The sequence below is a fragment of the Mycobacterium sp. NGS57 genome (assembly GCF_059812405.1).
In genome coordinates, this window is the sequence record NZ_JCALCP010000020.1 from 23,729 (window position 1) to 46,344 (window position 22,616).

The window sequence follows — 22,616 nt, forward strand, 5'->3', positions numbered from 1 at the left end:
CCGCGAGACTGCGTCTGCCGACGCCTGCAACAGCCCGGAAACGCGTGGGCAGTTACAGCCTCGCTGCGGGGTGCCGCCCACAAAATTTCCCGCCCGACACTTGCGTCCACCTGCGCGGTGTGATATCACAAATCTATGTAATCAGACATAGAAAACCACTCTGACTTGGAGGTGAAATCATGGTGTTGATGCGTACAGATCCGTTCCGCGATCTGGATCGGTTCGCCCAGCAGGTGCTCGGCACCGCGGCCCGTCCTGCCGTCATGCCCATGGACGCCTGGCGAGAAGGGGACCAGTTCATCGTCGAATTCGATCTTCCTGGCGTCAACGCGGATTCGCTCGATCTCGACGTCGAGCGCAACGTCCTCACCGTGCGCGCCGAACGCCCCGATCTCGACCAGAACCGGGAGATGGTCTCGGCCGAACGCCCGCGCGGCGTGTTCAGTCGCCAGCTGTTCCTCGGGGACAACCTCGATACCGACAAGATCGACGCCGGCTACCACGACGGCGTTCTGCGGCTGACCATCCCGGTCGCCGAGCGGGCCAAGCCGCGCCGCATCGAGATCAGCCACGACGGCCAGCGGACCGCGATCAACGCCTAGCGCCGGCCCGCTTTTCACCCGACGGGAAGGGAGGTGAGGCGTCGACAGTCGAGATCACCCGGTGAGTCCCGTGCCGTCCCCGACGATCGCTCCGGATTGACCGGCGCCCGATCCAGGGCGCACCGCCACCGTTCGTGGCAGCTCAGGATGGACCACACCGACTCACCGGCCCGGGCGGGGCGCACCCGGCGCACGACGTCGTCGCCGGGTGCGCCCCCACACAGGACCGGCCGGAAGGCCAAAAGCCGCGGTGCCCCATGATGATCGACCCGTACTCGGTGCTCGGCGTGCCGTCGACCGCGACCCACGCCGAGATCACGCACGCCTACCGGCGCCAACTGCGCGACCATCATCCGGATCTGCGCCCCGGGGGTTCACCGTCGGGCGCCGAACGGCTGCGCCAGATCCTCGCCGCCTACGCCCTGCTGAGGGATCCGCGCCGGCGCGCCGCCTACGACCGGCACCGGCACGACGCAACCGGTCCGACGCGAATCACCGTGACGCGCAACGAAAGCGACGGGCCACCGCTTCGGGTGGGACCGGTCCGCCGGCACCGCTAGTCACCACATGCAGGGGACGAGGCGGTAGCGAACCCGCTGGGTGTATTCCCGGTAGCCGGACAACTCGTCGCGCAGCAACCGCTCCTCGTCGCGGATGCGCGAGGCGAGCACCAGCAGGCCCGGAACCACGAACACCAGCCCCCAATAGGATCCGAGCGCCAGGGGGATGCCGACCATCATGATCACGTTGCCGGTGTACATGGGGTGGCGCACCAGCCCGTACAGCCCGGTGGAGACGACGGTCTGGCCGGCCTCCACCCGGACCGTGGTGGCCGCGTGGTTGTTCTGGATGATCACCAGCGCCACCACGCCCAGCCCGAGGGCCACCAGCACGTCGCCGGCCAGGCAGATGACAGCCGGCACCGCGGAGCGGCCGAACCGGTGGTCGAGCGCGCTGACCACCACCATCGACGCCAGCGACAGGTAGAGCCCGGCCATGACGACCTTCTGCGCCGCCCGCGCCTCCGCCGTCGGGCCGCCGCTCATTCGCCGTTGCAGCGCAACGGGATTGCGCCGCTTCAGGTACACGACGGGGAGCCACGCGGCGAGGGCGAACACCACGATGAACACCCACGCCTGCCAGTAGGCGAACGTGCCCGCCGGCAGGAACAGCATCAGGCCGAACGCGACGAGCTCGAACAGCCCCAACGCCAGCATCTTGGGAACGGCCTTCACGGGTCCTCCGGATTCGGGCTAAGCCGACGCGTCGCCGTCGGCGGCGGGCCTGAGCTTTTCCACCAGCAGCTCGGCCAGACCGCGAATCGTGGTCACCGCGACGTCGCTGGAGGACAGCCGCATGCCCGTCTCGGTCTCGATGCGGGTGCGCAGCTCCAGGGCGCCCAGCGAGTCGACGCCGTACTCGGAGAGCGGACGGTCGGGATCGATGCTGCGCCGCAGGATGAGGCTGATCTGGTCGGAGACCAGCCGGCGCAGCCGGGTGGGCCACTCCTCGCGGGGCAACTCGTCGAGCTCGGCGCGCAGCTTGCTGGTGCCGGTGGGGGTTTGGCCGGTGGAGCGGAACGCCTCGGCGAACGGGCTGCGCTGGGCGAAGGCCGTCAGCCACGGCGTGCCCATGAGCGGCGCGTAGCCGGTGTAGGGCCGGTCGTGGCGCAGCAGCATCTCGAACGCGTGGGCGCCCTCGTCGGGGGCGATCGCCGCCCCGGCGCCCTCCGCGAACGCGGTGGCCCGCCCGATCCGGCCCCACGCGCCCCAGGCGATCGCCGTGCCCGGCAGGCCCTGCGCCCGGCGCCACCGGCTGAACGCGTCCAGCCAGCTGTTGGCCGCGGCGTAGGCGCCCTGGCCGGGCGAGCCCACCAGCGCGGCCGCCGAGGAGAACGAGCAGAACCAGTCCAGCGGCTGCCCGGCGGTCGCGGCGTGCAGGTTCCACGCGCCGTAAACCTTGGGCGCCCAGTCCCTTTCGATCAGCTCGTCGGTGATGTTGGCCAGCGTGGCGTCTTCGACCACCGCCGCCGCGTGCAGCACGCCGCGCACCGGAAGCCCGGTGGCGGTGGCGGTGGCCACCAGCCGTTCGGCGGTGTCGGCGTCGGCGATGTCGCCGCACTGCACCACGACGTCGGCGCCGATCGACCGGATCAGCTCGATGGTCTCGAGCTTCTTGCGCGTCGGCTGCGAGCGGGAGGACAGCACGATGCGTCCGCAGCCGCCGGCGGCCATCTTTTCGGCCAGGAACAATCCCAGCCCGCCCAGGCCGCCGGTGATGATGTAGGCGCCGTCGCCGCGGAACACCGGCGCCTGCTCCGGCGGCACCACCGCGCTGCTGTTGCCGGCGCGCGGCACCTCGAGCACCAGCTTGCCGGTGTGCTGGGCGGCGCTCATGATCCGGATCGCGGTGGCGGCGTCGGCCAACGGGTAGTTGGTGTGCTCGGCGGGCGGCAGGTCGCCGTCGGCGACCAGTCGGTACACGGTGCGCATCAGCTCGCCGACCCGCTGGGGGTGGCTGAGCGACATCAGCGCCAGGTCGACGTAGTGGAACGTCAGGTTGCGGCGGAACGGGAACATCCCGAGCCGGGTGTTGCCGTAGACGTCGCGCTTGCCGATCTCGACGAACCGCCCGCCGATGGCCAGCAATTCGAACCCGGCGCGCTGCGCGGCGCCGGTCAGCGAGTTGAGCACGATGTCGACGCCGTAGCCGTCGGTGTCGCGGCGGATCTGCTCGGCGAACTCGGTGCTGCGCGAGTCGTAGACATGCTCGATGCCCATGTCGCGCAACAGTTGCCGGCGCTCCTCGCTACCCGCGGTCGCGAAGATCTCGGCGCCCGCCGCGCGCGCGATCGCGATCGCGGCCTGGCCGACGCCGCCGGTCGCCGAGTGGATCAACACCCGGTCTCCCGACGACATCCGGGCCTGATCGTGCAGCCCGTACCAGGCGGTGGCGGTCGCCGTCGCCACCGCGACGGCCTGGTGTTCGCTCAGGCCGGGCGGTAGCGGGACGGCCAGCCGGGCATCGCAGTTGACGAACGTGGCCCAGCAGCCGTTGCGGGAAACCCCGCCTACCCGGTCGCCGACGCGGTGCTCGGTGACGTCCGGCCCGACCGCGGTGACCACGCCGGCGAAATCCATGCCCAGCTCCGGCAGGCCCCCGTCGATGCTGGGGAACAGGCCCATCGCGACCAGCACGTCGGCGAAGTTGATGCTGGACGCCGTGACCGCCACCTCGATCTGGCCCGGGCCGGGCGGAACCCGGTCGCAGGCAACCAGTTCCAGGGTTTCCAGGTCGCCGGGCGTGCGGATCTGCAGGCGCATCCCGTCGGTCTCGGCGCTGGCGACGGCGGTGTGCCGTTCCTCGGGGCGCAGCGGGGCCGGGCGCATGCGCGCCGTGTACCAGGCGCCGCCGCGCCAGGCGGTCTCGTCCTCGTCGGACCCGCTGAGCAGCTGGCGGACCAGTTGCTCGGCATCGGTGGTGTCGTCGACGTCGATCTGGGTGGTGTGCAGGTGCGGGTGCTCGGTGCCGATCACGCGCATCAGGCCCCGCAGCCCGGCCTGCTCGAGGTTGGCCGCGTCGCCGGGCAGCACGGTCTGGGCGCCGCGGGTCACGACATGGATGTGCGGCAGTTCGCCCGGGGCCTGCGGCAATTCGCGGGCGATGCGCGCCAGGTGCTGGGCGTACTCGCGGCCGGCCGCCGGGGACTGGTCGACGGGGCCGCCGGGCGCTCCGGTGAGGATCACCACGCCGGTGAACCCGCCCGCGCGCAGCCGGCTGCGCAGTTGTTCCGCACACGCGGCACCGTCGGCCTGCTCGGCACTCAGCGGCCAGCACATCGAGGTGCATTGCGCGCCACGGCCTTCCAGCGCTTGGCTCAACGTGTTCACCGCCAGGGCGCCCGCGCCGGGCGCATCCGCGGCGGCGGTGCTGATCAGCAGCCACGTGCCCGCGTCGCCGGCGGGGTCGGGCAGTTGCCGCTGCTGCCATTCGATGGTCAGCAGCCGCTCGCCCAGCACGCGATCCTTGAGCGCTTCCTCGGACGCCCCGGTGCCGCAGCGCAGCCCGCGCACGCTCAGCAGGACCGCGCCGTGCTGGTCGAGCACGTCGAGGTCGGCCTCGATCCCGCATACGTCGAGTTTGGTGATGCGGGTGTAGCAGTAGTGCGCGCCGCGGGCCGAACCGTAGGAGCGCAGCCGCCCCACCCCCAGCGGCAGGCCGAGCACATCCTCGCCCAAAGCGCGGACCTGCGGGTCGGCCCCCACCGACTGGAAGCACGCGTCCAGCAGCGCCGGGTGCACGCCGTATGCCCCCTGCTGCGAGCGGAGCTGGCCGGGCAGGGCCACCTCGGCCAGTACGGAGCCCGTCGCCTGGTCGCCGGTGCGCACCGCGGCCAGGCCGGAGAACGCCGGGCCGTACTGAACGCCGCGCCGGCTCATGCCGTTGCGCACCGCGGCGCCGTCCTCGCAGTGCGGGTGCGCGGCGAGCAGGGCGGCCATGTCGTAGGTGGGCGGCTCCTCGTCGCCCGCCGACTGCAGGACCGCCCTCGCCTGCCGCACCTGGCGGCCCCCGTGGTTCGACTCGACGACGAACTCGGCGACGCCGGGCGCCGACACCGACGCCGAGGCGCCGACGGCGGTCTGCCCGTCGAGCAGCAGCGCCTGTTCGAACTGGACGTCGCGGACCTCGGCGGCCCCGCCCAGCACGGCGCCGGCGGCCGCCAGCGCCATCTCGCAGTAGGCGGCCCCGGGCAGCACGGCCACGTTGCGGACCTGGTGCTCGGCCAGCCACGGCTGGGCGTCGGTGCCGACCTCGGCGTGCCACACGTGGCGCTCGGGTTCCTCCTGCAGGCGCACGTGCTGGCCCAGCAGCGGGTGCACCGCGACTGCGGAGCCGCCGTGCGCCGAGGTTTCGCGGCCTTCGGGGCCCAGCCACAGCCGGCGATGCGTCCAGGTCGGCAGCGGCGCGTCCACCAGCCGCCCGTTCGGGCACATCACGGCGTAGTCGACCGCGGCCCCCGCGCTGTGCAGGTCCGCCACGAAGCCGCGCAGCCCGTGCGGCAGGCTCTGCTCGCGGCGCATGCCGGCCAGCGTGGCCAGCGGCACGTCCAGGCTGCGGGCGGTCTGCTCGACGGCGCGGGTGAGCAGGGGGTGGGGGGCCAGCTCGGCGAAGACCCGGTGCCCGTCCTCCAGCGCGGCGCGCACCGCGGCGGCGAACCGCACCGTGCGGCGCAGGTTGTCCACCCAGTAGCGGCTGTCGCACACCGGCTGCTCGCGCGGGTCGAACAGGGTCGCCGAGTAGTAGGGGATCTCCGGGGGCATCGGGTTGAGGTCGGCGAGCACGTCGGTCAGCTCGGCCAGGATCGGATCGACCTGCGGGGAGTGCGAGGCGACGTCGACGGCCACCTCACGGGCCATCACGTCGCGCTGCTCCCACGCGGCCACCCGCTCGCGCACGGCCTGGGCGACGCCGCCGATCACGGTCGACTGCGGCGAGGCCACCACGGCCACCACGACGTCCTTGACCCCGTGCAGGGTCAGCTCCGAAAGCACCTGCTTGGCGGGCAATTCCACCGACGCCATGGCGCCCGAGCCGGCGATGTTCGACATCAGCCGCGACCGGCGGCAGATCACCCGCACCCCGTCCTCGAGCGACAGCGACCCCGCGACGACGGACGCCGCGGCCTCGCCCAGGGAGTGCCCGATGACGGCCCCGGGACGCACCCCGTAGGACTTCATCGTCTCGGCCAGCGCGACCTGCATGGTGAAGATGGTCGGCTGGACGCGGTCGATACCGGTGACGATCTGCGGCGACGTCATCGCCTCGGTCACCGAGAAGCCCGACTCGTGCGCGATCAGCGGCTCGGCCCGCGCGACGGTGGCGGCGAACACCGGTTCGGTGGCCAGCAGGTCGGCGCCCATCCGGGCCCACTGCGAGCCCTGCCCGGAGAACACCCACACCGGTCCCCGGTCGTCCTGGCCGACCGCGTCCTGATAGGGGGTGTCGCCGTCGGCGACCTCGCGCAGCGCCGCGGTGAGCTCGGCCCGGCTGCCCGCGATGGCGGCGGTGCGCACCGCGCGGTGCGCGCGCCGGCGCGCCAGTGTGTAGGCCAGATCCGGCAGCTCCACGTCGTCGTGGGCCTGCACCCAGTCGGCCAGCTGGCCAGCGGTGCGGCGCAGCTCGTCGGCCGAGGTGGACGACAACGGAAACAGCAGCGACTCGGGTGGTTCGGCCGGCTCCGGTTCGGGCGCGGCGGTTTCGGGCGCCTGCTCCAGGATCGCGTGCACGTTGGTCCCCGACACCCCGTACGACGACACGGCCGCCCGGCGCGGCTGCCCGGCCTCGCCCGGCCACTGCGTACTGTCTTGCGGCACAAAGAGTTTCGTGTCGATGCGGGTCATCTCGTCGGGCAGGCGGGTGAAGTGCAGGTTGCGGGGCACCACGCCGTGCTGCACCGCGAGGACGGCCTTCATCAGCCCCAGGGCCCCGGAGGCCGACTGGGCGTGCCCGAAGTTGGTCTTCGCCGAGCCCAGCGCGCAGGGGCCCTCGACGCCGTACACCGCGGCCAGGCTGGCGTATTCGATGGGGTCGCCCACCGGCGTGCCCGGGCCGTGCGCCTCGACCATGCCGACCGTGCGGGGATCGACCCCGGCCGCGGCCAGCGCCGCCCGGTACACCGCGACCTGCGCGGTCTCCGACGGCGTCGAGATGTTGACGGTGCGGCCGTCCTGGTTGGCGGCGGTGCCGCGCAGCACGGCCATGATCCGGTCGCCGTCGCGCAGCGCGTCCGGCAGCCGCTTGAGCAACACGACGACGCACGCCTCGCCGGTGACGTACCCGTCGGCCTCGACGTCGAAGGCGTGGCAGCGTCCCGTGGGCGACAGGTGACTCTGCGCCGTTCCCGCGACGAACTTGCGCGGTTCGAGCACCACGAACGCGCCGCCGGCCAGCGCCATATCGCTCTCGCCGTCGTTGAGGCTGCGACAGCCCATGTGCACGGCCAGCAGGCCCGACGAGCACGCGGTGTCCAGCGTCAGCGCGGGACCGTGCAGCCCCAGCGCCCAGGCGATCCGCCCGGACGCCATGGAAAAGATGTTGCCCTGGAAGCCGTACGGCCCCTCCATGGCGTCGGAGTTGGCGTTGACCAGCTGGTAGTCGTTGTGGGTCAGGCCCATGAACACGCCGGTCGGCGAGTCGGTCACCTTGTCCGGGGTGAGGCCCGCGTGCTCCATGGCCTCCCACGACGTCTCCAGCAGCAAGCGGTGCTGCGGATCGAGCGCGGCCGCCTCGCGCTCGTTGATCCCGAAGAACTCCGCGTCGAAGCCGGCCACGTCGTCGAGGAACGCGCCCCACTTGGAGTGCGAGCGGCCCGGCACGCCCGGCTCGGGGTCGTAGTACTCGTCGGTGTCCCAGCGTTCGCGCGGGACTTCGGTGACCAGGTCGTCGCCGCGCAGCAACGCCTCCCACAGCTGTTCGGGGGAGTGGATGCCCCCGGGCAACCGGCAGGCCATGCCGATCACCGCAACCGGGCCGGCGGCCGTGGTGCTCATCGCGGGTCCCGAAGAGACTTGCGAGGACTCCTGCGCGGGATCCCCCGACGAGTTGAAGGAATGTGTTGATGCTGAGCGGTTGGCACGATCATCGATCGCCCCGATTGACACCATCCCGTCTCCTCACGGCTGCGACTACTGCGACTACTGCGACTGCGTAGCGACAACTGCGACATATAGCCTCGCCCGCTGCCCGGCTCACTCCGTGGCACACCTCGACGGCCCAGGATGCCCAGGGCTATGTCGTTTTGATGTGTCGCCCCTCGAGGGGCTTTCGCGCACGTCAACGGGTCTGCGTGGCAGCGGCGAACCTATTATGCACGTGCCAAACATATACGTAAAGTTGTTAACCTGTCACGGAATCGTTATTTAGGTAGGACTCCGGCGACGTCGCATGATCGACGTTATGTGCGGCAATTATGGCGCGATTGCGGCGCAGCCGGCATCGATCCGTCGCCGCCGCCGTCCCGGCGTGTCCGCGCCGGCGGGTCGGCAGCAAATGGCGGGCCGCCGCCCGGGCGCTGATGCGCCGGCACGGAACGGCGCGGGGGCTGTCGACATTTCCCCGAAACGCTGATAGGCACGTGTGCAACAAGATACGTTTGCCCGTGGCCTGGGGGCCGGAGGTCTTGGATGTCGTATGTGATCGCGGCGCCGCACGCGTTGGCGGCGGCGGCCGCGGAAGTGTCGGGTATCGGCGCGTCGATCCGCGCGGCCAACGCGACGGCGGCGGCGTCGACCACGGCGGTGGTGGCGGCCGCCCAGGACGAGGTGTCGGGCGCGATCGCGGCGGTGTTTTCCGGCTGCGCTCAGGAGTTTCAGGCGCTGAACGCCCAGGCCGCGGCGCTGCACGCGCAGTTCGTGCGGGCGCTGAGCGGCGCCGGGGGGACGTATGCGGCGGCCGAGGCGACGAACATCTCGCCCCTGCAGGCCCTGCAGCAGAACGCGCTCAACGCGATCAACGCGCCCGCCGAGGTGATGCTGGGCGGCCCGATGATCGGTAACGGCACCGATGGCACCGCGGCCAGCCCGAACGGCGGGGCCGCCGGATGGCTGTTCGGCAACGGCGGCAACGGCTACTCGCAGCCCTCGGGTTCCGGCCTGCCCGGCGGCAACGGCGGGCGGGCCGGGCTGATCGGCAACGGCGGTGCCGGCGGGGCCGGGGGCGCCGGTCAGGCCGGCGGCAACGGCGGGTCGGCGGTGTGGTGGGGCGCCGGCGGCGTGGGCGGGGCCGGCGGTGCCGCGGTGGTCGCCGGTGGGGCCGGCGGGGTCGGCGGTGCGGGCGGTGCGAGCGGACTGATCGGCGGCGGCAACGGCGGGGTCGGCGGGGTCGGCGGTGCCGGGCTGGGCGGCGGTAACGGCGGCAACGGCGGCAACGGCGGCAACAGCGGCTTCCTGGGCACCCCCGGCGACGGCGGCGACGGCGGCAGCAGCGACACCGGCACCGGCGGCAACGGCGGCAACGGCGGCGGCGGCGACATCGTCGGCGGCAACGGAGGTAACGGCGGCGCCGGTGACATCGGCGGCGACGGCGGCATCGGCGGCTCGGCGATCAGCTACGGGTACGGCGACGTCACCGGCGGCAACGGCGGTGCGGGCGGCACCGGCACCACGACCGGCGGCGCCGGCGGCGCGGGCGGCGCCGCGTTCATGGGCGGCTACGACTTCGCGACCGGCGGCAGCGCCACCGGCGGAACCGGCGGCCTCGGCGGCGACGGCGGCACGGACGGCGGGGCCGGCGGCGTCGGCGGGGTCGCCTACAACTTCGGCACCGGATTGGCCACCGCCGGCGCCGGCGGGACCGGTGGCACCGGCACCACGGGCGCCGGCGGCGCGGGCGGCAATGGCGGTAACGCGTTCGCGATCCTCCCGGCCAACGCCACCGGCGGCCCCGGCGGCACCGGCGGAACCGGCGCCACCGGCAGCGGCGCCGACGGCTCGTCCGGGACCGCGGGACCGGCATAGCGATGGAACACGGGAGGTAAGAGGTCGGCGATGTCGTATGTGATCGCGATACCGGACACCTTGACGGCGGCTGCGGCCGACGTGGCGGGCATCGGCGCGTCGATCCGCGCGGCCAACGCGGCCGCCGCGGCGTCGACCACGGCGGTGGCGGCGGCCGCCGGTGACGAGGTGTCGGCGGCGATCACGGCGGTGTTCAACAGCTGCGCCCGGGAGTTTCAGGCGCTGAACGCGCAGGCGGCCGCGCTGCACGCGCAGTTCGTGCAGGCCCTGAGCGGCGCCGGGGGGACGTATGCGGCGGCCGAGGCGACGAACGCCGCGTCGTTGCCGTCGTTGCAGACGATGCAGCAGAACGCGGTCAACGCGATCAACGCGCCGGCGGCCGTTCTGCTGGGCGGCCCGCTATTCGGCAACGGCGCGAACGGGACGGCCGCCAGCCCCAACGGCGGCCCGGGCGGGCTGTTGTTCGGCAGCGGCGGCAACGGCTATTCGCAGCCGGCGGGTTCGAGCCTGCCCGGCGGCAACGGCGGCCGGGCCGGGCTGATCGGCAACGGCGGCAACGGCGGCGCCGGCGGCGCCGGTCAGGCCGGCGGCAATGGCGGCGCGGCCGTGTGGTGGGGCGCCGGCGGCGCGGGCGGGGCCGGCGGCGCCGCGACGGTCGCCGGCGGGGTCGGCGGCATGGGCGGGGCCGGCGGGGTGAGCGGGCTGATCGGCGGCGGCAACGGCGGGCTCGGCGGCGCCGGCGGGGCCGGCCTGGGCGGCGGGGCCGGCGGCAACGGCGGCGCCGGCGGCGGCAGCGGCTTCCTCGGGGCCCCCGGCACCGGTGGCGCCGGAGGCAACAGCGACACCGGCACCGGCGGCACCGGCGGGTCCGGCGGAAGTGGCCTGCTGACCGGCGGCAGCGGCGGGGACGGCGGCACCGGCGACGTCGGCGGCAACGGCGGCGTGGGCGGTTCCGCGCTCAGCTACGGCTTCGGCGACCTCACCGGCGGCAGCGGCGGCGCGGGCGGCGCCGGCACCACCACCGGCGGCGCGGGCGGCGCGGGCGGCGCCGCGATCATGGGCGGCTACGACTTCATGGCCCTCGGTAGCGCCACCGGCGGCACCGGCGGCCTCGGTGGCACCGGCGGCGTCGACGGCGGGGCCGGCGGGATCGGCGGGGTCGCCTACAACTTCGGCACCGGACCGGCCACCGGCGGAGCCGGCGGCGGGGGCGGCGCCGGCACCACGGGAACCGGTGGCCCCGGCGGCAACGGCGGCAGCGCGTTCGCGGCCATCCCGGCCAATGCCGTCGGCGGGACCGGCGGGACCGGGGGCACCGGCGCGACCGGCAACGGACCCGACGGCTCGACGGGTACCACCGGCCCGGCGTAGCGGATCGGCTCGCTCACGAGCGGGCGCGGTGCGCCGAGCCGTTGCGAGTCATCGCTTGGCGGCGCATCATCGTCAAAGTTAGACGCGTGTCCAATACAGCAAACATTTGCGATCCGTTTGACGCATGTGTCAAATACCGCACACACGCGACCGCAATTTGGCGACCGGTTGATATACGCATGTCAAATAAGCCGACCGCCGGACCGAAATCTTGTGATTTTGGTGTACGCGTGTGCAGTGCTTGGGGATTTCCGCTAATGTTTCGTCACCGGGGGGGGGCCCGGGAGGTCCTCGATGTCGTTTGTGACCGCAGCGCCCGCTTCGTTGGCGGTAGCGGCGGCGGATGTGGCGCGTATCGGCACGTCCATCCGCGCGGCCAGTTCGGCGGCGGCCGGCTCCACCACCGCGATGGCAGTCGCGGCCGGCGACGAGGTGTCGGCCGCGATCGCGTCGGTATTTTCCAACTCCGCCAAGGAATTTCAGGCGTTGAGCGCGCAGGCGGCGGCGCTGCATGCGCAGTTCGTGCAGGCGTTGACCGGGGCGGGTGGCGCTTACGCCGCCGCCGAGGCGACGAACGCCTCGTCGTTGCCGTCGCTGCAGTCCCTCCAGCAAAGCGCGCTGAATGCCGTCAACGCGCCGGCCCAGACGCTGTTCCAGCGTCCGCTGATCGGCAACGGCGCCGACGGCACGGCGGCCAGCCCGAACGGCGGCAACGCCGGGTTTTTGGCCGGCAACGGCGGCAAGGGCTGGAACTCGACCACCCCCGGGGTGGCCGGCGGCAACGGGGGCAACGCCGGGCTGATCGGAAACGGCGGCGCCGGCGGGAGCGGCGGGGCCGGTGCGGCCGGTGGCAACGGCGGCAACGCCGCCCTGCTCGGCAACGGCGGTCTGGGCGGGCTCGGTGGGGCCGGCCTGGCCACCGTCAACGGCGGCAACGGCGGGAACGGTGGGGCCGGTGGGTCCGGCGGGTTCTTCGTCGGTGTCGGCGCGCCCGGCGCGGCCGGCGGGGCGGCCTCGGCCACCGCCGGCAACGGGGGCGCCGGAGGCCACGGCGGCGCCGCCGGCTACATCAACTTCGGCGGCCCCAACGACATGTTCGCCCATCCGGGCCCCGGTGGCATCGGCGGCAACAGCACCGTCGGCACCGGCGGCACGGGCGGCGCCGGCGGGTCCGGCATCTTCCTCGCCGCCAACGGCGGCAACGGCGGCAGCGGTGTCTACGGCGGCAACGGCGGCACCGGCGGCGCGATCTTCAACAACGGGTTCGGCGGCGTCGGCTACCTGCTCGGCACCAGCTCGTATGTCGGCGGCGTCGGTGGGACGGGCGGCTTCGGTTCCACCCACGGGGGGAACGGGGGCAACGGCGGGAACGTCTTCATGGGCGGCTACAACTTCCTCACCCCCTTCTACGGGGAGGCCACCGGCGGCGCGAACAACGTCCTGGTCACCACCTTCGGGCCGCTGGTGACCAACCTCATCGACGGTGGCTCGGTCACCGGCGGGGCCGGCGGGGCCGGCGGACACGGTGGCACCCAAAACATCTTTGGAACTTGGTCCGCCGGGGGCAGCGGGGGCGCCGGGGGGCTGGCATTCAATTTCCTGTCCGGTGGTAGCGCCACCAACGGCGCCAACGGTTCCAACGGGTAGGTGACGTCGATGGACTGGTGCGCGGCGTTCGTTCGGGGACGACGATGGCCCTGACAACGGTGCCCGCCGCGTTGGCGGCGGCGGCGGCGGAACTGTCGGGGGTGGGCTCCACGCTCACCGCGGCCCAACAGCAGGCGTCGGCGACGATCACCTCGGTCGAGGCCGCCGCGGGCGACGAGGTGTCGGCCTCGGTCGCGGCGGTGTTCTCCGGTGTCGGTGCGCAATTCCAGGCGCTGAACGCGCAGGCCGCGGCGTTCCAGCGGAATTTCGCGGCCCTGCTGTTCGGGGCGGGCAATTCGTACACCTCGGCCGAGGTGGCCAACGTGTCGCCGCTGCAGTCGGCGTCGGCCATGGTGGCGGCCGCCGCGGACCCGATCGTCGGAAACAACCTGACCAACGTCGGGATCCTGGTCGACGTGGGCGCCGTGCTGGCCGACATCGCGGGAGGGAAGACCCCCTTCGTCAAACTGACGGGCGGGCTGATCGGCAACGGCGCCCCCGGCACGTCGTCGCACCCCGACGGCTACAACGGCGGCTGGTTGTTCGGCAACGGCGGCAACGCCTATCCGGGTTCGGGCGGCAACGGTGGCAACGGCGGGCTGATCGGCAACGGGGGCCTCGGGGCCAACGGCGGGGCCGGGGTGGCCGGTGGCAACGGCGGCTCCGCGTTGCTGTGGGGCAACGGCGGCAACGGCGGCAACGGCGGGGCCAGCGGCGCGCTTTCGGGCGCCGGCAACGGCGGCAGTGGCGGCAACGGAGGGTTGTTGCTCGGCAACGGTGGCCAGGGCGGTCTCGGCGGCGTCGGTTCCGGCGTTTACAACGGCGGGAACGGCGGGAACGGCGGCAGCATCGGGTTCCTCGGGACACCAGGCAACGGCGGCAACGGTGGGGACGCCACGGGTCAGACCGGAACCGGCGGCAACGGAGGGAACGGCGGCGACGGCGACAGCATCGGCGGCAACGGCGGCAACGGCGGCAACGGCATGTACGGGGGCAACGGCGGCAACGGCGGCAACGTCATCGCCGACGGGTTCGGCCAAACGATCAGGGGCGGCAACGGCGGCAACGGCGGCAACGGCGGCGTTCCCAATCTCCAGGGCCTGGCCAGCCTCGACGGCGGCAAGGGCGGCAACGGCGGGATGGCGGTGATGGGGAACTTCCCCTTCGGCACGCAAGGTAGCGCAATCGGCGGCCACGGCGGTGCCGGCGGCATCGGCGATGTGAGCGGCCACACCCTGTTGAGCACCTCGTACGGCGGCGACGGCGGAGCCGGCGGGGTCGGCGGCACCGCCTACAACTACTCCGGCGGGGCGGCCATCGGCGGGGGCGGTGGAGCCGGCGGCGCCTCGGCCCATTCCGGCAGGACGGCCTTCGGCTACGACTCGCTCGGCGGTGCCGGCGGCGACGGCGGCGCCGGCGGCACCGCCTACGTGATCCCCGGGGGCGTCGCCACCGGCGGAACCGGTGGCACGGGCGGGACGGGGGCGCCGGCGCACAACAACGGCAACGGTTCCACCGGCGCCACCGGCGCCACCGGCGAGCTGTAGCGATTCGCCCGGCGGGACGCCGCCGCCGGAGGTTCTCGTAGGCTCTACGGTCATGAACGCCCCCCGGCAGGCGCCCATCGACGTCTCACCGCTGGCGTGGCTGGACGAGGTGGAGAGTCAACGCCGCGCGGCCGGGCTGCGGCGCGCGCTGCGGCCGCGTCCCGCGGTGGCCACCGAGCTGGACCTGGCGTCCAACGACTACCTCGGCCTGTCCCAGCACCCTGACGTCATCGACGGCGGCGTGCAGGCGCTGCGCCTGTGGGGCGCCGGGGCCACCGGCTCGCGGCTGGTCACCGGCGACACCGAACTGCACCACCAGTTCGAGTCCGAGCTCGCCGGATTCGTCGGCGCCGCCTCGGGGCTGCTGTTCTCCTCGGGATACACCGCCAACCTCGGGGCGGTCGTCGGCCTGTCGGGACCCGGCTCGCTGCTGGTGTCCGACGCCCTGTCGCACGCGTCGCTGGTGGACGCGTGCCGCCTGTCGCGCGCCCGCGTCGTCGTGGCGCCGCACCGCGACGTCGGCGCGGTGGACGCCGCCCTGGGCGCGCGCGCCGAGGAACGCGCGGTCGTCATCACCGACTCGGTGTTCAGCGCCGACGGCTCGCTGGCCCCGGTGCGTGAGCTGCACGAGGTGTGCCGTCGCCACGGCGCGCTGCTGATCGTCGACGAGGCGCACGGCCTCGGGGTGCGCGGCGGCGGCCGCGGGCTGCTGCACGAACTCGGCCTCGCGGGCGCGCCCGACATCGTGATGACCACGACGCTGTCCAAGGCGCTGGGCAGCCAGGGCGGCGTGGTGCTGGGGCCGGCCGCGGTGCGCGCGCACCTCATCGACGCCGCCCGGCCGTTCATCTTCGACACCGGCCTGGCGCCGTCGGCGGTGGGCGCGGCGCGGGCCGCGCTGCACGTCCTGCAGGCCGAACCCTGGCGCGCCGAGGCGGTGCTGACGCACGCCCGCATCCTGGCCGAGGCGTGCGGAGTGCCCGGGGAGCCGCAGTCGGCCGTGGTGTCGGTGATCCTCGGCGATCCGGAAGTGGCGCTGGCCGCCGCGACGGCCTGCCTGGACGCCGGCGTGCGCGTCGGCTGCTTTCGCCCGCCGACCGTGCCGGCCGGGACGTCGCGGCTGCGGCTGTCCGCGCGCGCGTCGCTGGACGCCGCCGACCTCGACATCGCGCGCCGGGTACTGGCCGACGTCCTCGCCGGGCTTGTTTAAGGCGCTCCGTTGACCGTCCTGGTCGTCACCGGCACCGGCACCGGGGTCGGCAAGACCGTCGCCACCGCGGCGCTGGCCTGCCACGCCCGCCGGGCCGGAGTCGACGTCGCGGTGTGCAAGCCGGTGCAGACCGGCACCGACGCCGGCGACGACGACCTCGCCGAGGTGGGCAGGCTCTCGGGCGTGACCGAGCTGGCGGGGCTGGCCCGCTATCCCGAGCCGCTGGCGCCGGCCGCCGCGGCTGAGCGGGCGGGGATCGCGCTGCCCGCCCTCGACCGGGTGGTGGACCTCGTCCGCGGCCTGGACCGCCCGGGGCGGCTGACCCTCGTCGAGGGCGCCGGCGGGCTGCTCGTCGAGATCGCCGCCACCGGGGCCACGTTGCGCGATCTCGCCGTCGAGCTCGGCGCCGCTTCGCTGGTTGTGGTCGGCGCGGAGCTGGGCACCCTGAACCACACCGCGTTGACGCTGGAAGCCCTTGCCGCGCATGGGGTTTCGTGCGCCGGGCTGGTGATCGGCAGCTGGCCGGCCCGGCCCGGGGTGGTCGAGACTGGTAACAGGTCGGCGTTGGCTGCGATGGCTCCGGTGCGGGCCGCGCTGCCCGCCGGGGCCGCATCGGTGGTCGACTTCGCGGGCATCAGCGCGGCGGCGTTCGACCGCGACTGGGTGACCGCGCTGGTGCGCTGATGGTCCATTCGATCGAGCTGGTCTTCGACCCCGACACCGAGGCGGTGATCCGCCGCGTCTGGGCCGAACTGGCGGGCGCCGGGATCCCCAGCCAGGCGCCGGCCAGCCGGCCGCACGTGACGCTGGCCGTCGCCGAGCGCATCGATCCCGGCGCCGACGAGCCGCTGCGGCCCGTCGCCCGGCGGCTGCCGCTGCGCTGCGCGATCGGCGCTCCCGTGTTGTTCGGCCGCGCCAACATTGTGTTCGCGCGCCTGCTGGTCCCCACCAGCGAGCTGCTGGACCTGCACGCCGAGGTGCACCGGCTGTGCGCTCCCTATTTGGATCCCGGACCGATGCCCAACAGCCTGCCCGGGCAGTGGACCGCGCACACCACGCTGGCGCGGCGAGTGGGTGGTCACCAGCTGGGGCGGGCGCTGCGCGTCGCGGGACGCCCCGCCCAGATCGACGGCAGCTTCGCCGGCCTGCGCCGCTGGGACGGCAACAAGAAAGTCGAGCATCTGCTATAGGCGCAGGGTCTTCGCCCGGCCGCCGTCACCAGAAGATCGAGTGTGAATCGTGGGCTTCGGGTGTGCGTGCAGGGCGGAAAAATGGCCCGGATCCCGCCATAGCCTCACACTGAAAGCCATGGCCTCACACTGAAACGGCCTGACGCTGCTTTCGGTCGACCTCAGCCGGGCTGGCCCGCGTTGCCCTGCGAACCGGCTGCGCCGTCGGCGCCTATCTGCCCGGCGTTTCCGGCCAATGGCCTGCTCGACCCTGCGCGCGCCGCGCGTCGATGCTGCGGCCCAGTTGCTGCAGCAGCAACGGCTTGCTCATCACCAACTCGACGAGGTGGTCGCGGTCGATCTCCAGGGCGGTGACTTCCTCGGCGGCGCGCGCGTCGGCCAGGTTGGGCTGGCGGGTCAGGACGGTCACCGCGAGTTACGAGCCCTCCCTGGCGACGGCGGTCAGCCGCGCGGCGCCCGCGATCACGAACGCTGGGCTCACGCCGAAAGCCCTGGATTCACACTGAAACCGAAAGCACGCCTAACCGCCGAACAGCAAATACAAGCCGGTGAACGTGTAGCCGACCATGACCAGCATCATGGTGAGCTGCCCGGTGAGCTGATGGCCTGCGGGCAGCAGCCGCAGCGCCTTGTCGTGGGCGGCGATCACCGCCACGATGTGGCCGGTGACCACGCACGCCACCTTGATTCCGGCCAGCACCGGCGGATGCATCGACAACACGTAGGCCACGTGGGAGTGCGCCAGCCCCAACAGGTTCCAGCCGCGGCCGAACGGGTCGGCCAGCGCGAAGACGGCCTGCTGCCCGCGTTCGACGAGGTAGGTCAGGTAGTGCGCGAAGATGTAGCCCACCACGATCGGGATCAGCGAATGCGCCATCTGGCCGGGCAGGGCGCGTCGTTGCGCGCGGTCGACGCCGCCGGTGGCGCGCGCGGCCAGTGAAAACGTCACCGCCACAACGGAAATGAACACGATCAGCCCCACCGTCCGCAGCCCCGACGATGACACCGCCGCCGGCAGGCCGAAGCCGCGCGAAACGCCGTCGGCGAACCCCCGCCACGTCGGCGACGCCGAGAAGCTGTCGAACGCCGTCGACCCCAGCAGCACCGCCAGCGTCACCACCACCCCGGGCCGCACCGGCAGCGACGGCAGGTGGTCAAAAGGGTTGCCGACCACGATCTTCCGGGTCTCGGGGTTGCGGCGAAACGGCGACAGCCGCGACACCGCCATGCTGTACACCCCGAACGGGTCGGCCCGGGCCAAAAACCGCTGCCCGCACAGCCACGCGCCGCCCAGCATGACAACGGCATACGTCAGCAACCACGCCTTGACCCACGGCAGCGACGCCGGGTTCGGGCTGGCCAGCTCCATCCAGACGAACGCGAACAGACCGACCGCGGCCGGGCGATAGCCCCAGCCTTCGGGGTACGACAGCCTGGGCCGGCCGATCGGGTCCGGCAGCAAACGGCGCAGCAGCACGTACACCGTGCGCATCGGGGACAGCACCCGCCACACCGGCCCGAACGCCAGCGACACCGCCACCAACCCCACCCACAGCAGCACGTAGAACACCCCGAGCAGGGCGTTGGACTCCGACTGGGGGCCCCACAGTCCCGCCAACACCACCCACACCGCGAACGCCGCCGCCAGCCCGGCGGCCACCCGGCGCGTCGCCCGGGCGTCGACGAAGGAGGTCAGCGCCGCCGGCAGCGGGCGGCCGGGCTTGGCCGGGTCAAACCGCGGCCGGCGCCACGCGAAGGCGACCAGCGCGAAGGTGAACGTCAGCGCCCACGCCGCGCCGACCATCGCGTACAGGTAGGGGACCGGGAGGTCGCCCGACCCGCCGAGCCCGTGCGCGAGCACCGCCGTCGCGCCGCCGGCGCTCACGGCTGGACTTGGATCGTCGCGATCGTGCGGTCCAGGTGGTGCAGCTCGACCTCGACGTTGCCCGGCACGTCGACGCTGAACTGGAATGTTTGGTTGGGCGTCGCCGCGACCTGGAACTTGTGGTCGGGCGTCGAGTGCACGTGCACCTCGTCGGTGGCGTCGCTGCTGACCCGCAAGGTGATCGGCTGGTGCACCCGCGCCTGCAGCACGGCGTTGGTCGGGGTGACCTGGCCCTTGGCGATGGCGACGTCGACGACGAGGCCCGCGGCGGGCGACTCCGGCGAACTACCGCACCCGACCAGGACGCACAGCAGCGCCGCGATCAGGGCACCGCGAACCACGTCAGGCCGCCCGCGGCATGGGCTGCTTGTCCTCCACCGGCTCCGGCGCGGTCTCGGCGTTGTTGAGCCGGCCGGCACCCCACGTCAGCGCGGCGATCACCATCAGCGTCAGCACCAGCACCACGATCGAGCCGGCGGTGAACAGCCAGACCGGCGCGTTCTGGTCGCGTTCGCGCTGCAGGATCGTGACCTCCTGGACGAACGGCCGCGTGCTGGACGCCAGCGCGGGCACCTCGGGCGCCGGGATGGCGTCGTCCGCGGGCTCGTAGATCGGCACGGCCGTCATCGTGTAGCCGTCCTGGACCCGCAGCAGCGTCTTCCACGATCCCCACACCGGCACCGGCTGGGTGGACTGGTAGTGCCCGGGACCGACCTTCGCCAGCCGGTCGATCACCAGGCCGCGGTTGTTCTCCATCCGGCCCTGCCAGGACAGGATCGTCAGCCACTCCGGGTGGTCGCTGACCATCGTCGCCGGGGTGAGCCGTACGTCCGCGGTCACCATGCGCTGGCCGGCCGGTCCGGGCGCATCGGTCAGCGTGACGGTGGCGGTGTCCTGGCGCGGCACCACGATGTGTAGGCCGTTGGCCACCGCGGCGCCGATCACCACGACCGTCAGCGCGACGAGCGAGATGCCGATCCGCCGGGCCGGCAGCCGCTGCCCGGTGAGCACCATGCCGAACAGCGCGCCGCAGATTCCGGTCAGCACGGCCACCGGCACCGCCATCGCCAGCGCCTCGCCCCACATCTTCACCGGCCAGGGGTAGTGATACACCGCGTCGATCCACAGCGACTCCAGCCACAGCCCGACGGTGGCCACCAGCAGGCCGGAGACCGCACCAAAGGCTATGGGGCGCTTCAAAAGTGGGGTCAGGGCCACCAGCTCGACGACCACCGCGGGCCCGAGGTACAGCGGGAACCAGTTGATCGGCGCGCCCAAGACGGGCCCGACGAGCAGCGCGACCCCGCCACGCAGCGCGATCGCGAACAGGGCGGCGATGATCGCGGCACCGCGCCCCAGGGTGACGCGGGCGGCGACGGCGGCCAGCGCGGAGGCCGCGGCGATCATCATCGGCTGCAGCACCAGGCGGAACTGCTCGACGCCGAAGTCGTATTCGATCTGATACACCGACAGCCCGATGAACATGCCGCCGAACGACAGGTAGCGCAAGAACGTGATGAACGCGCCGTGGGCCGCCTCGATGGGCTGTTGCGATTCGCCCTCGCGCTCGAGCATCAGCACCGCGAAAAGCGAGAAGCCGGCGCCGCCGATCATCATCAGATGTGTTGGGCCCCATAGCGTTACGTCCTGACCGAAGATGCGGTGCCAGACGTCGTCGAGCGGGAAGCCGATCATCGCGTACAGCCCGCAGCCGGCCATCAGCACGCCGCCGACGGGCGCATGCCAGTTCTCGGTGATGCGCACGGCCGCGGGGCCGGGCTTGTCGAACGGCAGCACCACCGCGATCATGCCGGCCACGAAGATGCCGAACAGGCCGATGATGATGAAGTAGTGCGCCGGGTTGGCCAGGGGGCCGGGGTCGCGGCCGTTGCCGATGTGCCAGCTGACGTCCCAGATGAACCCGAACAGCGCGCAGATGATCGAGGTGGTGAACACCAGCACCGGCAGGGCCACCCAGTTGGGGCGGTGGAATTTCTCGCCCATCTTGTCGGCGATCCGGGTCAGCCACCCGATGCGGTGGGTGCGATGGGCGTGCCCGACCCACAGCATGAGCGCGGCGATCACCACCGCCGCGATCGACAGGCCGATCACCTGGCTCAGCCCCGCGCCGCGCGCGGGTGCCTCGGCAACGAAAGTCAGATCAGGCGACAGCGCTGAATTCGCTGAATTCATCGTCAAACCCCTCCCAAGACACGCGGACGCGCGAGATGTGATCGAACTCGCAGGAACCGGGATGCCCCGATCGCCGTTTCGTCAATCACGGTTTTGCCCGGCGGCGTCACCGCGCTGGCCGGCCTCATCGCGTTTGCCGCGGTTGCGCCGGTCTTTCAGCGCGACGTAGAGGATCACGGCGACGACGAGGACCGCCGGCAGGAACGCCGGGATCGCCAGCAGGAGCATGTGATGGCCCAGGTATTCGACGTGCGAATCGATCATTGTGGTGGCATACCCCGGCGGTCCCCATTCGTCCCCTTTTTCGGCGGCCGTTACCCTTCTTTGAACACCGATTTGTTCAGGCTGCCATGACCACGTGGCAGGTGCGGGTGCGCCCGCACCAATGCGCAAAAACATGCAGGGGAGTACCTGGTGACTCAAGCGGCAACCCGGCCGACGACCGACGCCGACGACACGAACAACGACATCCTCGCGGTGGCCCGCCACCAGGTGCTGGAGCGCGGGGAGGGGTTGACCAAAGACCAGGTGCTGCGGGTGCTGCAGTTGCCCGACGACCGCCTCGACGAGCTGCTGGCGCTGGCCCACGAGGTGCGGATGCGCTGGTGCGGCCCGGAGGTCGAGGTCGAGGGCATCATCAGCCTCAAAACCGGCGGCTGCGCGGAGGACTGCCATTTCTGCGCCCAATCGGCGCTGTTCGACTCGCCGGTGCGCAGCGCCCGGCTCGACATCCCCAGCCTGGTCGAGGCGGCCAAGCAGACCGCCAAGTCCGGTGCCACCGAGTTCTGCATCGTGGCCGCGGTGCGCGGGCCCGACGAGCGGTTGATGGCCCAGGTCGCGGCAGGTATCGAGGCGATCCGCGACGAGGTGGACATCAACATCGCCTGCTCGCTTGGCATGCTGAGCGCCGAGCAGGTCGAGCAGCTCTCGGCGATGGGCGTGCACCGCTACAACCACAACCTCGAGACCGCCCGCTCCTACTTCACCAACGTCGTCACCACCCACACCTGGGAGGAGCGCTGGGAGACGCTGTCGATGGTGCGCGATGCGGGCATGGAAGTGTGCTGCGGCGGCATCCTCGGGATGGGCGAAACCCTCGAGCAGCGCGCCGAATTCGCCGCCGAGCTGGCCGAGCTCGGCCCCGACGAGGTGCCGCTGAACTTCCTCAACCCGCGGCCCGGCACCCCGTTCGGCGACCGGGAGGTGCTGCCCGTCAGCGAGGCGCTGAAGTCGGTCGGCGCCTTCCGGCTGGCGCTGCCGCGCGTCATGCTGCGGTTCGCCGGGGGCCGCGAGATCACACTGGGCGACCTGGGCGCCAAGCAGGGCATCCTGGGCGGCATCAACGCGGTGATCGTCGGGAACTACCTGACCACACTCGGCCGGCCCGCCGAGGCGGACCTGGAACTGCTCGAGGACCTGCAGATGCCGCTCAAGGCGCTGAACGCCAGCTTGTAAG

At 72.6% G+C, this 22,616-nt stretch carries 16 protein-coding genes and 1 pseudogene; 10 read left to right on the forward strand and 7 right to left on the reverse strand.

Annotation, left to right across the window (positions count from 1 at the left end):
- The first annotated feature begins 179 nt into the window (after positions 1 to 179).
- Positions 180 to 602 carry an Hsp20/alpha crystallin family protein gene (locus AC5Y43_RS24400; protein ID WP_499977027.1) on the forward strand — a complete coding sequence of 141 codons (423 nt, stop codon included), beginning with the start codon at positions 180 to 182 and terminating at the stop codon, positions 600 to 602.
- A gap of 257 nt (positions 603 to 859) precedes the next feature.
- Positions 860 to 1,162, forward strand: a complete 303-nt coding sequence (locus AC5Y43_RS24405) for a J domain-containing protein (protein ID WP_499977030.1) — start codon at positions 860 to 862, stop codon at positions 1,160 to 1,162.
- Here AC5Y43_RS24405 and AC5Y43_RS24410 read toward each other — a convergent pair whose 3' ends face one another.
- Positions 1,163 to 1,837, reverse strand: coding sequence for a methyltransferase family protein (locus AC5Y43_RS24410; protein ID WP_499977032.1), 675 nt, complete (start codon positions 1,835 to 1,837; stop codon positions 1,163 to 1,165). It lies immediately after the preceding gene.
- Positions 1,838 to 1,855: 18 nt separating this feature from the next.
- Positions 1,856 to 8,152 carry a sulfolipid-1 biosynthesis phthioceranic/hydroxyphthioceranic acid synthase gene (gene pks2 / locus AC5Y43_RS24415; protein ID WP_499977036.1) on the reverse strand — a complete coding sequence of 2,099 codons (6,297 nt, stop codon included), beginning with the start codon at positions 8,150 to 8,152 and terminating at the stop codon, positions 1,856 to 1,858.
- Between the two features lie 633 nt (positions 8,153 to 8,785).
- Here pks2 and AC5Y43_RS24420 point away from each other — a divergent pair.
- The 7 genes from AC5Y43_RS24420 (at position 8,786) to AC5Y43_RS24450 (ending at position 17,082) form a co-directional block, all read left to right on the forward strand.
- Positions 8,786 to 10,117: a PE family protein gene (locus AC5Y43_RS24420; RefSeq protein ID WP_499977037.1), complete on the forward strand. Its 1,332-nt coding sequence runs from the start codon at positions 8,786 to 8,788 to the stop codon at positions 10,115 to 10,117.
- A gap of 30 nt (positions 10,118 to 10,147) precedes the next feature.
- Positions 10,148 to 11,488, forward strand: coding sequence for a PE family protein (locus AC5Y43_RS24425; RefSeq protein ID WP_499977039.1), 1,341 nt, complete (start codon positions 10,148 to 10,150; stop codon positions 11,486 to 11,488).
- A 294-nt stretch (positions 11,489 to 11,782) separates the two neighbouring features.
- Positions 11,783 to 13,135: a PE domain-containing protein gene (locus tag AC5Y43_RS24430; RefSeq protein ID WP_499977042.1), complete on the forward strand. Its 1,353-nt coding sequence runs from the start codon at positions 11,783 to 11,785 to the stop codon at positions 13,133 to 13,135.
- 44 nt (positions 13,136 to 13,179) lie between these two features.
- Positions 13,180 to 14,682, forward strand: coding sequence for a PE family protein (locus AC5Y43_RS24435; protein WP_499977045.1), 1,503 nt, complete (start codon positions 13,180 to 13,182; stop codon positions 14,680 to 14,682).
- Positions 14,683 to 14,734: 52 nt separating this feature from the next.
- Positions 14,735 to 15,892 (forward strand): 8-amino-7-oxononanoate synthase, encoded by a 1,158-nt coding sequence (locus AC5Y43_RS24440; protein WP_499977047.1) that lies wholly within the window; start codon positions 14,735 to 14,737, stop codon positions 15,890 to 15,892.
- 9 nt (positions 15,893 to 15,901) lie between these two features.
- A complete protein-coding gene (gene bioD, locus AC5Y43_RS24445; RefSeq protein ID WP_499977050.1) occupies positions 15,902 to 16,576 on the forward strand; it encodes a dethiobiotin synthase in 675 nt (224 codons plus the stop codon).
- Positions 16,576 to 17,082, forward strand: coding sequence for a 2'-5' RNA ligase family protein (locus tag AC5Y43_RS24450; RefSeq protein ID WP_499977052.1), 507 nt, complete (start codon positions 16,576 to 16,578; stop codon positions 17,080 to 17,082). The genes bioD and AC5Y43_RS24450 overlap by 1 nt, the downstream gene beginning before the upstream one ends.
- 211 nt (positions 17,083 to 17,293) lie before the next feature.
- On the opposite strand, the pseudogene AC5Y43_RS24455 reads toward AC5Y43_RS24450, so the two are convergent.
- The 5 genes and pseudogenes from AC5Y43_RS24455 to AC5Y43_RS24475 all read right to left on the reverse strand — a co-directional run.
- A pseudogene (locus AC5Y43_RS24455) lies at positions 17,294 to 17,551 on the reverse strand (cyclic nucleotide-binding domain-containing protein); the annotation flags it as partial.
- Between the two features lie 51 nt (positions 17,552 to 17,602).
- Positions 17,603 to 18,967, reverse strand: coding sequence for a hypothetical protein (locus AC5Y43_RS24460; RefSeq protein ID WP_499977054.1), 1,365 nt, complete (start codon positions 18,965 to 18,967; stop codon positions 17,603 to 17,605).
- A complete protein-coding gene (locus tag AC5Y43_RS24465; protein WP_499977056.1) occupies positions 18,964 to 19,308 on the reverse strand; it encodes a hypothetical protein in 345 nt (114 codons plus the stop codon). Before AC5Y43_RS24465 ends, AC5Y43_RS24460 begins: the two co-directional genes overlap by 4 nt.
- Position 19,309: 1 nt before the next feature.
- The gene (locus AC5Y43_RS24470; RefSeq protein ID WP_499977058.1) at positions 19,310 to 21,160 is read right to left on the reverse strand and encodes a hypothetical protein; all 1,851 of its coding nucleotides are present in this window, start codon (positions 21,158 to 21,160) and stop codon (positions 19,310 to 19,312) included.
- An 81-nt stretch (positions 21,161 to 21,241) separates the two neighbouring features.
- Positions 21,242 to 21,424 (reverse strand): hypothetical protein, encoded by a 183-nt coding sequence (locus AC5Y43_RS24475; protein ID WP_499977061.1) that lies wholly within the window; start codon positions 21,422 to 21,424, stop codon positions 21,242 to 21,244.
- 150 nt (positions 21,425 to 21,574) lie between these two features.
- On the opposite strand from AC5Y43_RS24475, the gene bioB reads away from it, so the two are divergent.
- The gene (gene bioB / locus AC5Y43_RS24480; RefSeq protein WP_499977064.1) at positions 21,575 to 22,615 is read left to right on the forward strand and encodes a biotin synthase BioB; all 1,041 of its coding nucleotides are present in this window, start codon (positions 21,575 to 21,577) and stop codon (positions 22,613 to 22,615) included.
- The last annotated feature ends 1 nt before the right edge of the window (position 22,616 follow it).

What these genes read in the sequence shown, in the direction of transcription:
- AC5Y43_RS24400 (WP_499977027.1), top strand. Translation starts at nt 180, where the DNA reads ATGGTGTTGATGCGTACAGATCCGTTCCGCGATCTGGATCGGTTCGCC.
- AC5Y43_RS24405 (WP_499977030.1), top strand. Translation starts at nt 860, where the DNA reads ATGATGATCGACCCGTACTCGGTGCTCGGCGTGCCGTCGACCGCGACC.
- pks2 (WP_499977036.1), bottom strand. Translation starts at nt 8,152, where the DNA reads ATGAGCACCACGGCCGCCGGCCCGGTTGCGGTGATCGGCATGGCCTGC.
- AC5Y43_RS24420 (WP_499977037.1), top strand. Translation starts at nt 8,786, where the DNA reads ATGTCGTATGTGATCGCGGCGCCGCACGCGTTGGCGGCGGCGGCCGCG.
- AC5Y43_RS24425 (WP_499977039.1), top strand. Translation starts at nt 10,148, where the DNA reads ATGTCGTATGTGATCGCGATACCGGACACCTTGACGGCGGCTGCGGCC.
- AC5Y43_RS24430 (WP_499977042.1), top strand. Translation starts at nt 11,783, where the DNA reads ATGTCGTTTGTGACCGCAGCGCCCGCTTCGTTGGCGGTAGCGGCGGCG.
- AC5Y43_RS24435 (WP_499977045.1), top strand. Translation starts at nt 13,180, where the DNA reads ATGGCCCTGACAACGGTGCCCGCCGCGTTGGCGGCGGCGGCGGCGGAA.
- AC5Y43_RS24440 (WP_499977047.1), top strand. Translation starts at nt 14,735, where the DNA reads ATGAACGCCCCCCGGCAGGCGCCCATCGACGTCTCACCGCTGGCGTGG.
- AC5Y43_RS24450 (WP_499977052.1), top strand. Translation starts at nt 16,576, where the DNA reads ATGGTCCATTCGATCGAGCTGGTCTTCGACCCCGACACCGAGGCGGTG.
- AC5Y43_RS24470 (WP_499977058.1), bottom strand. Translation starts at nt 21,160, where the DNA reads ATGAATTCAGCGAATTCAGCGCTGTCGCCTGATCTGACTTTCGTTGCC.
- AC5Y43_RS24475 (WP_499977061.1), bottom strand. Translation starts at nt 21,424, where the DNA reads ATGATCGATTCGCACGTCGAATACCTGGGCCATCACATGCTCCTGCTG.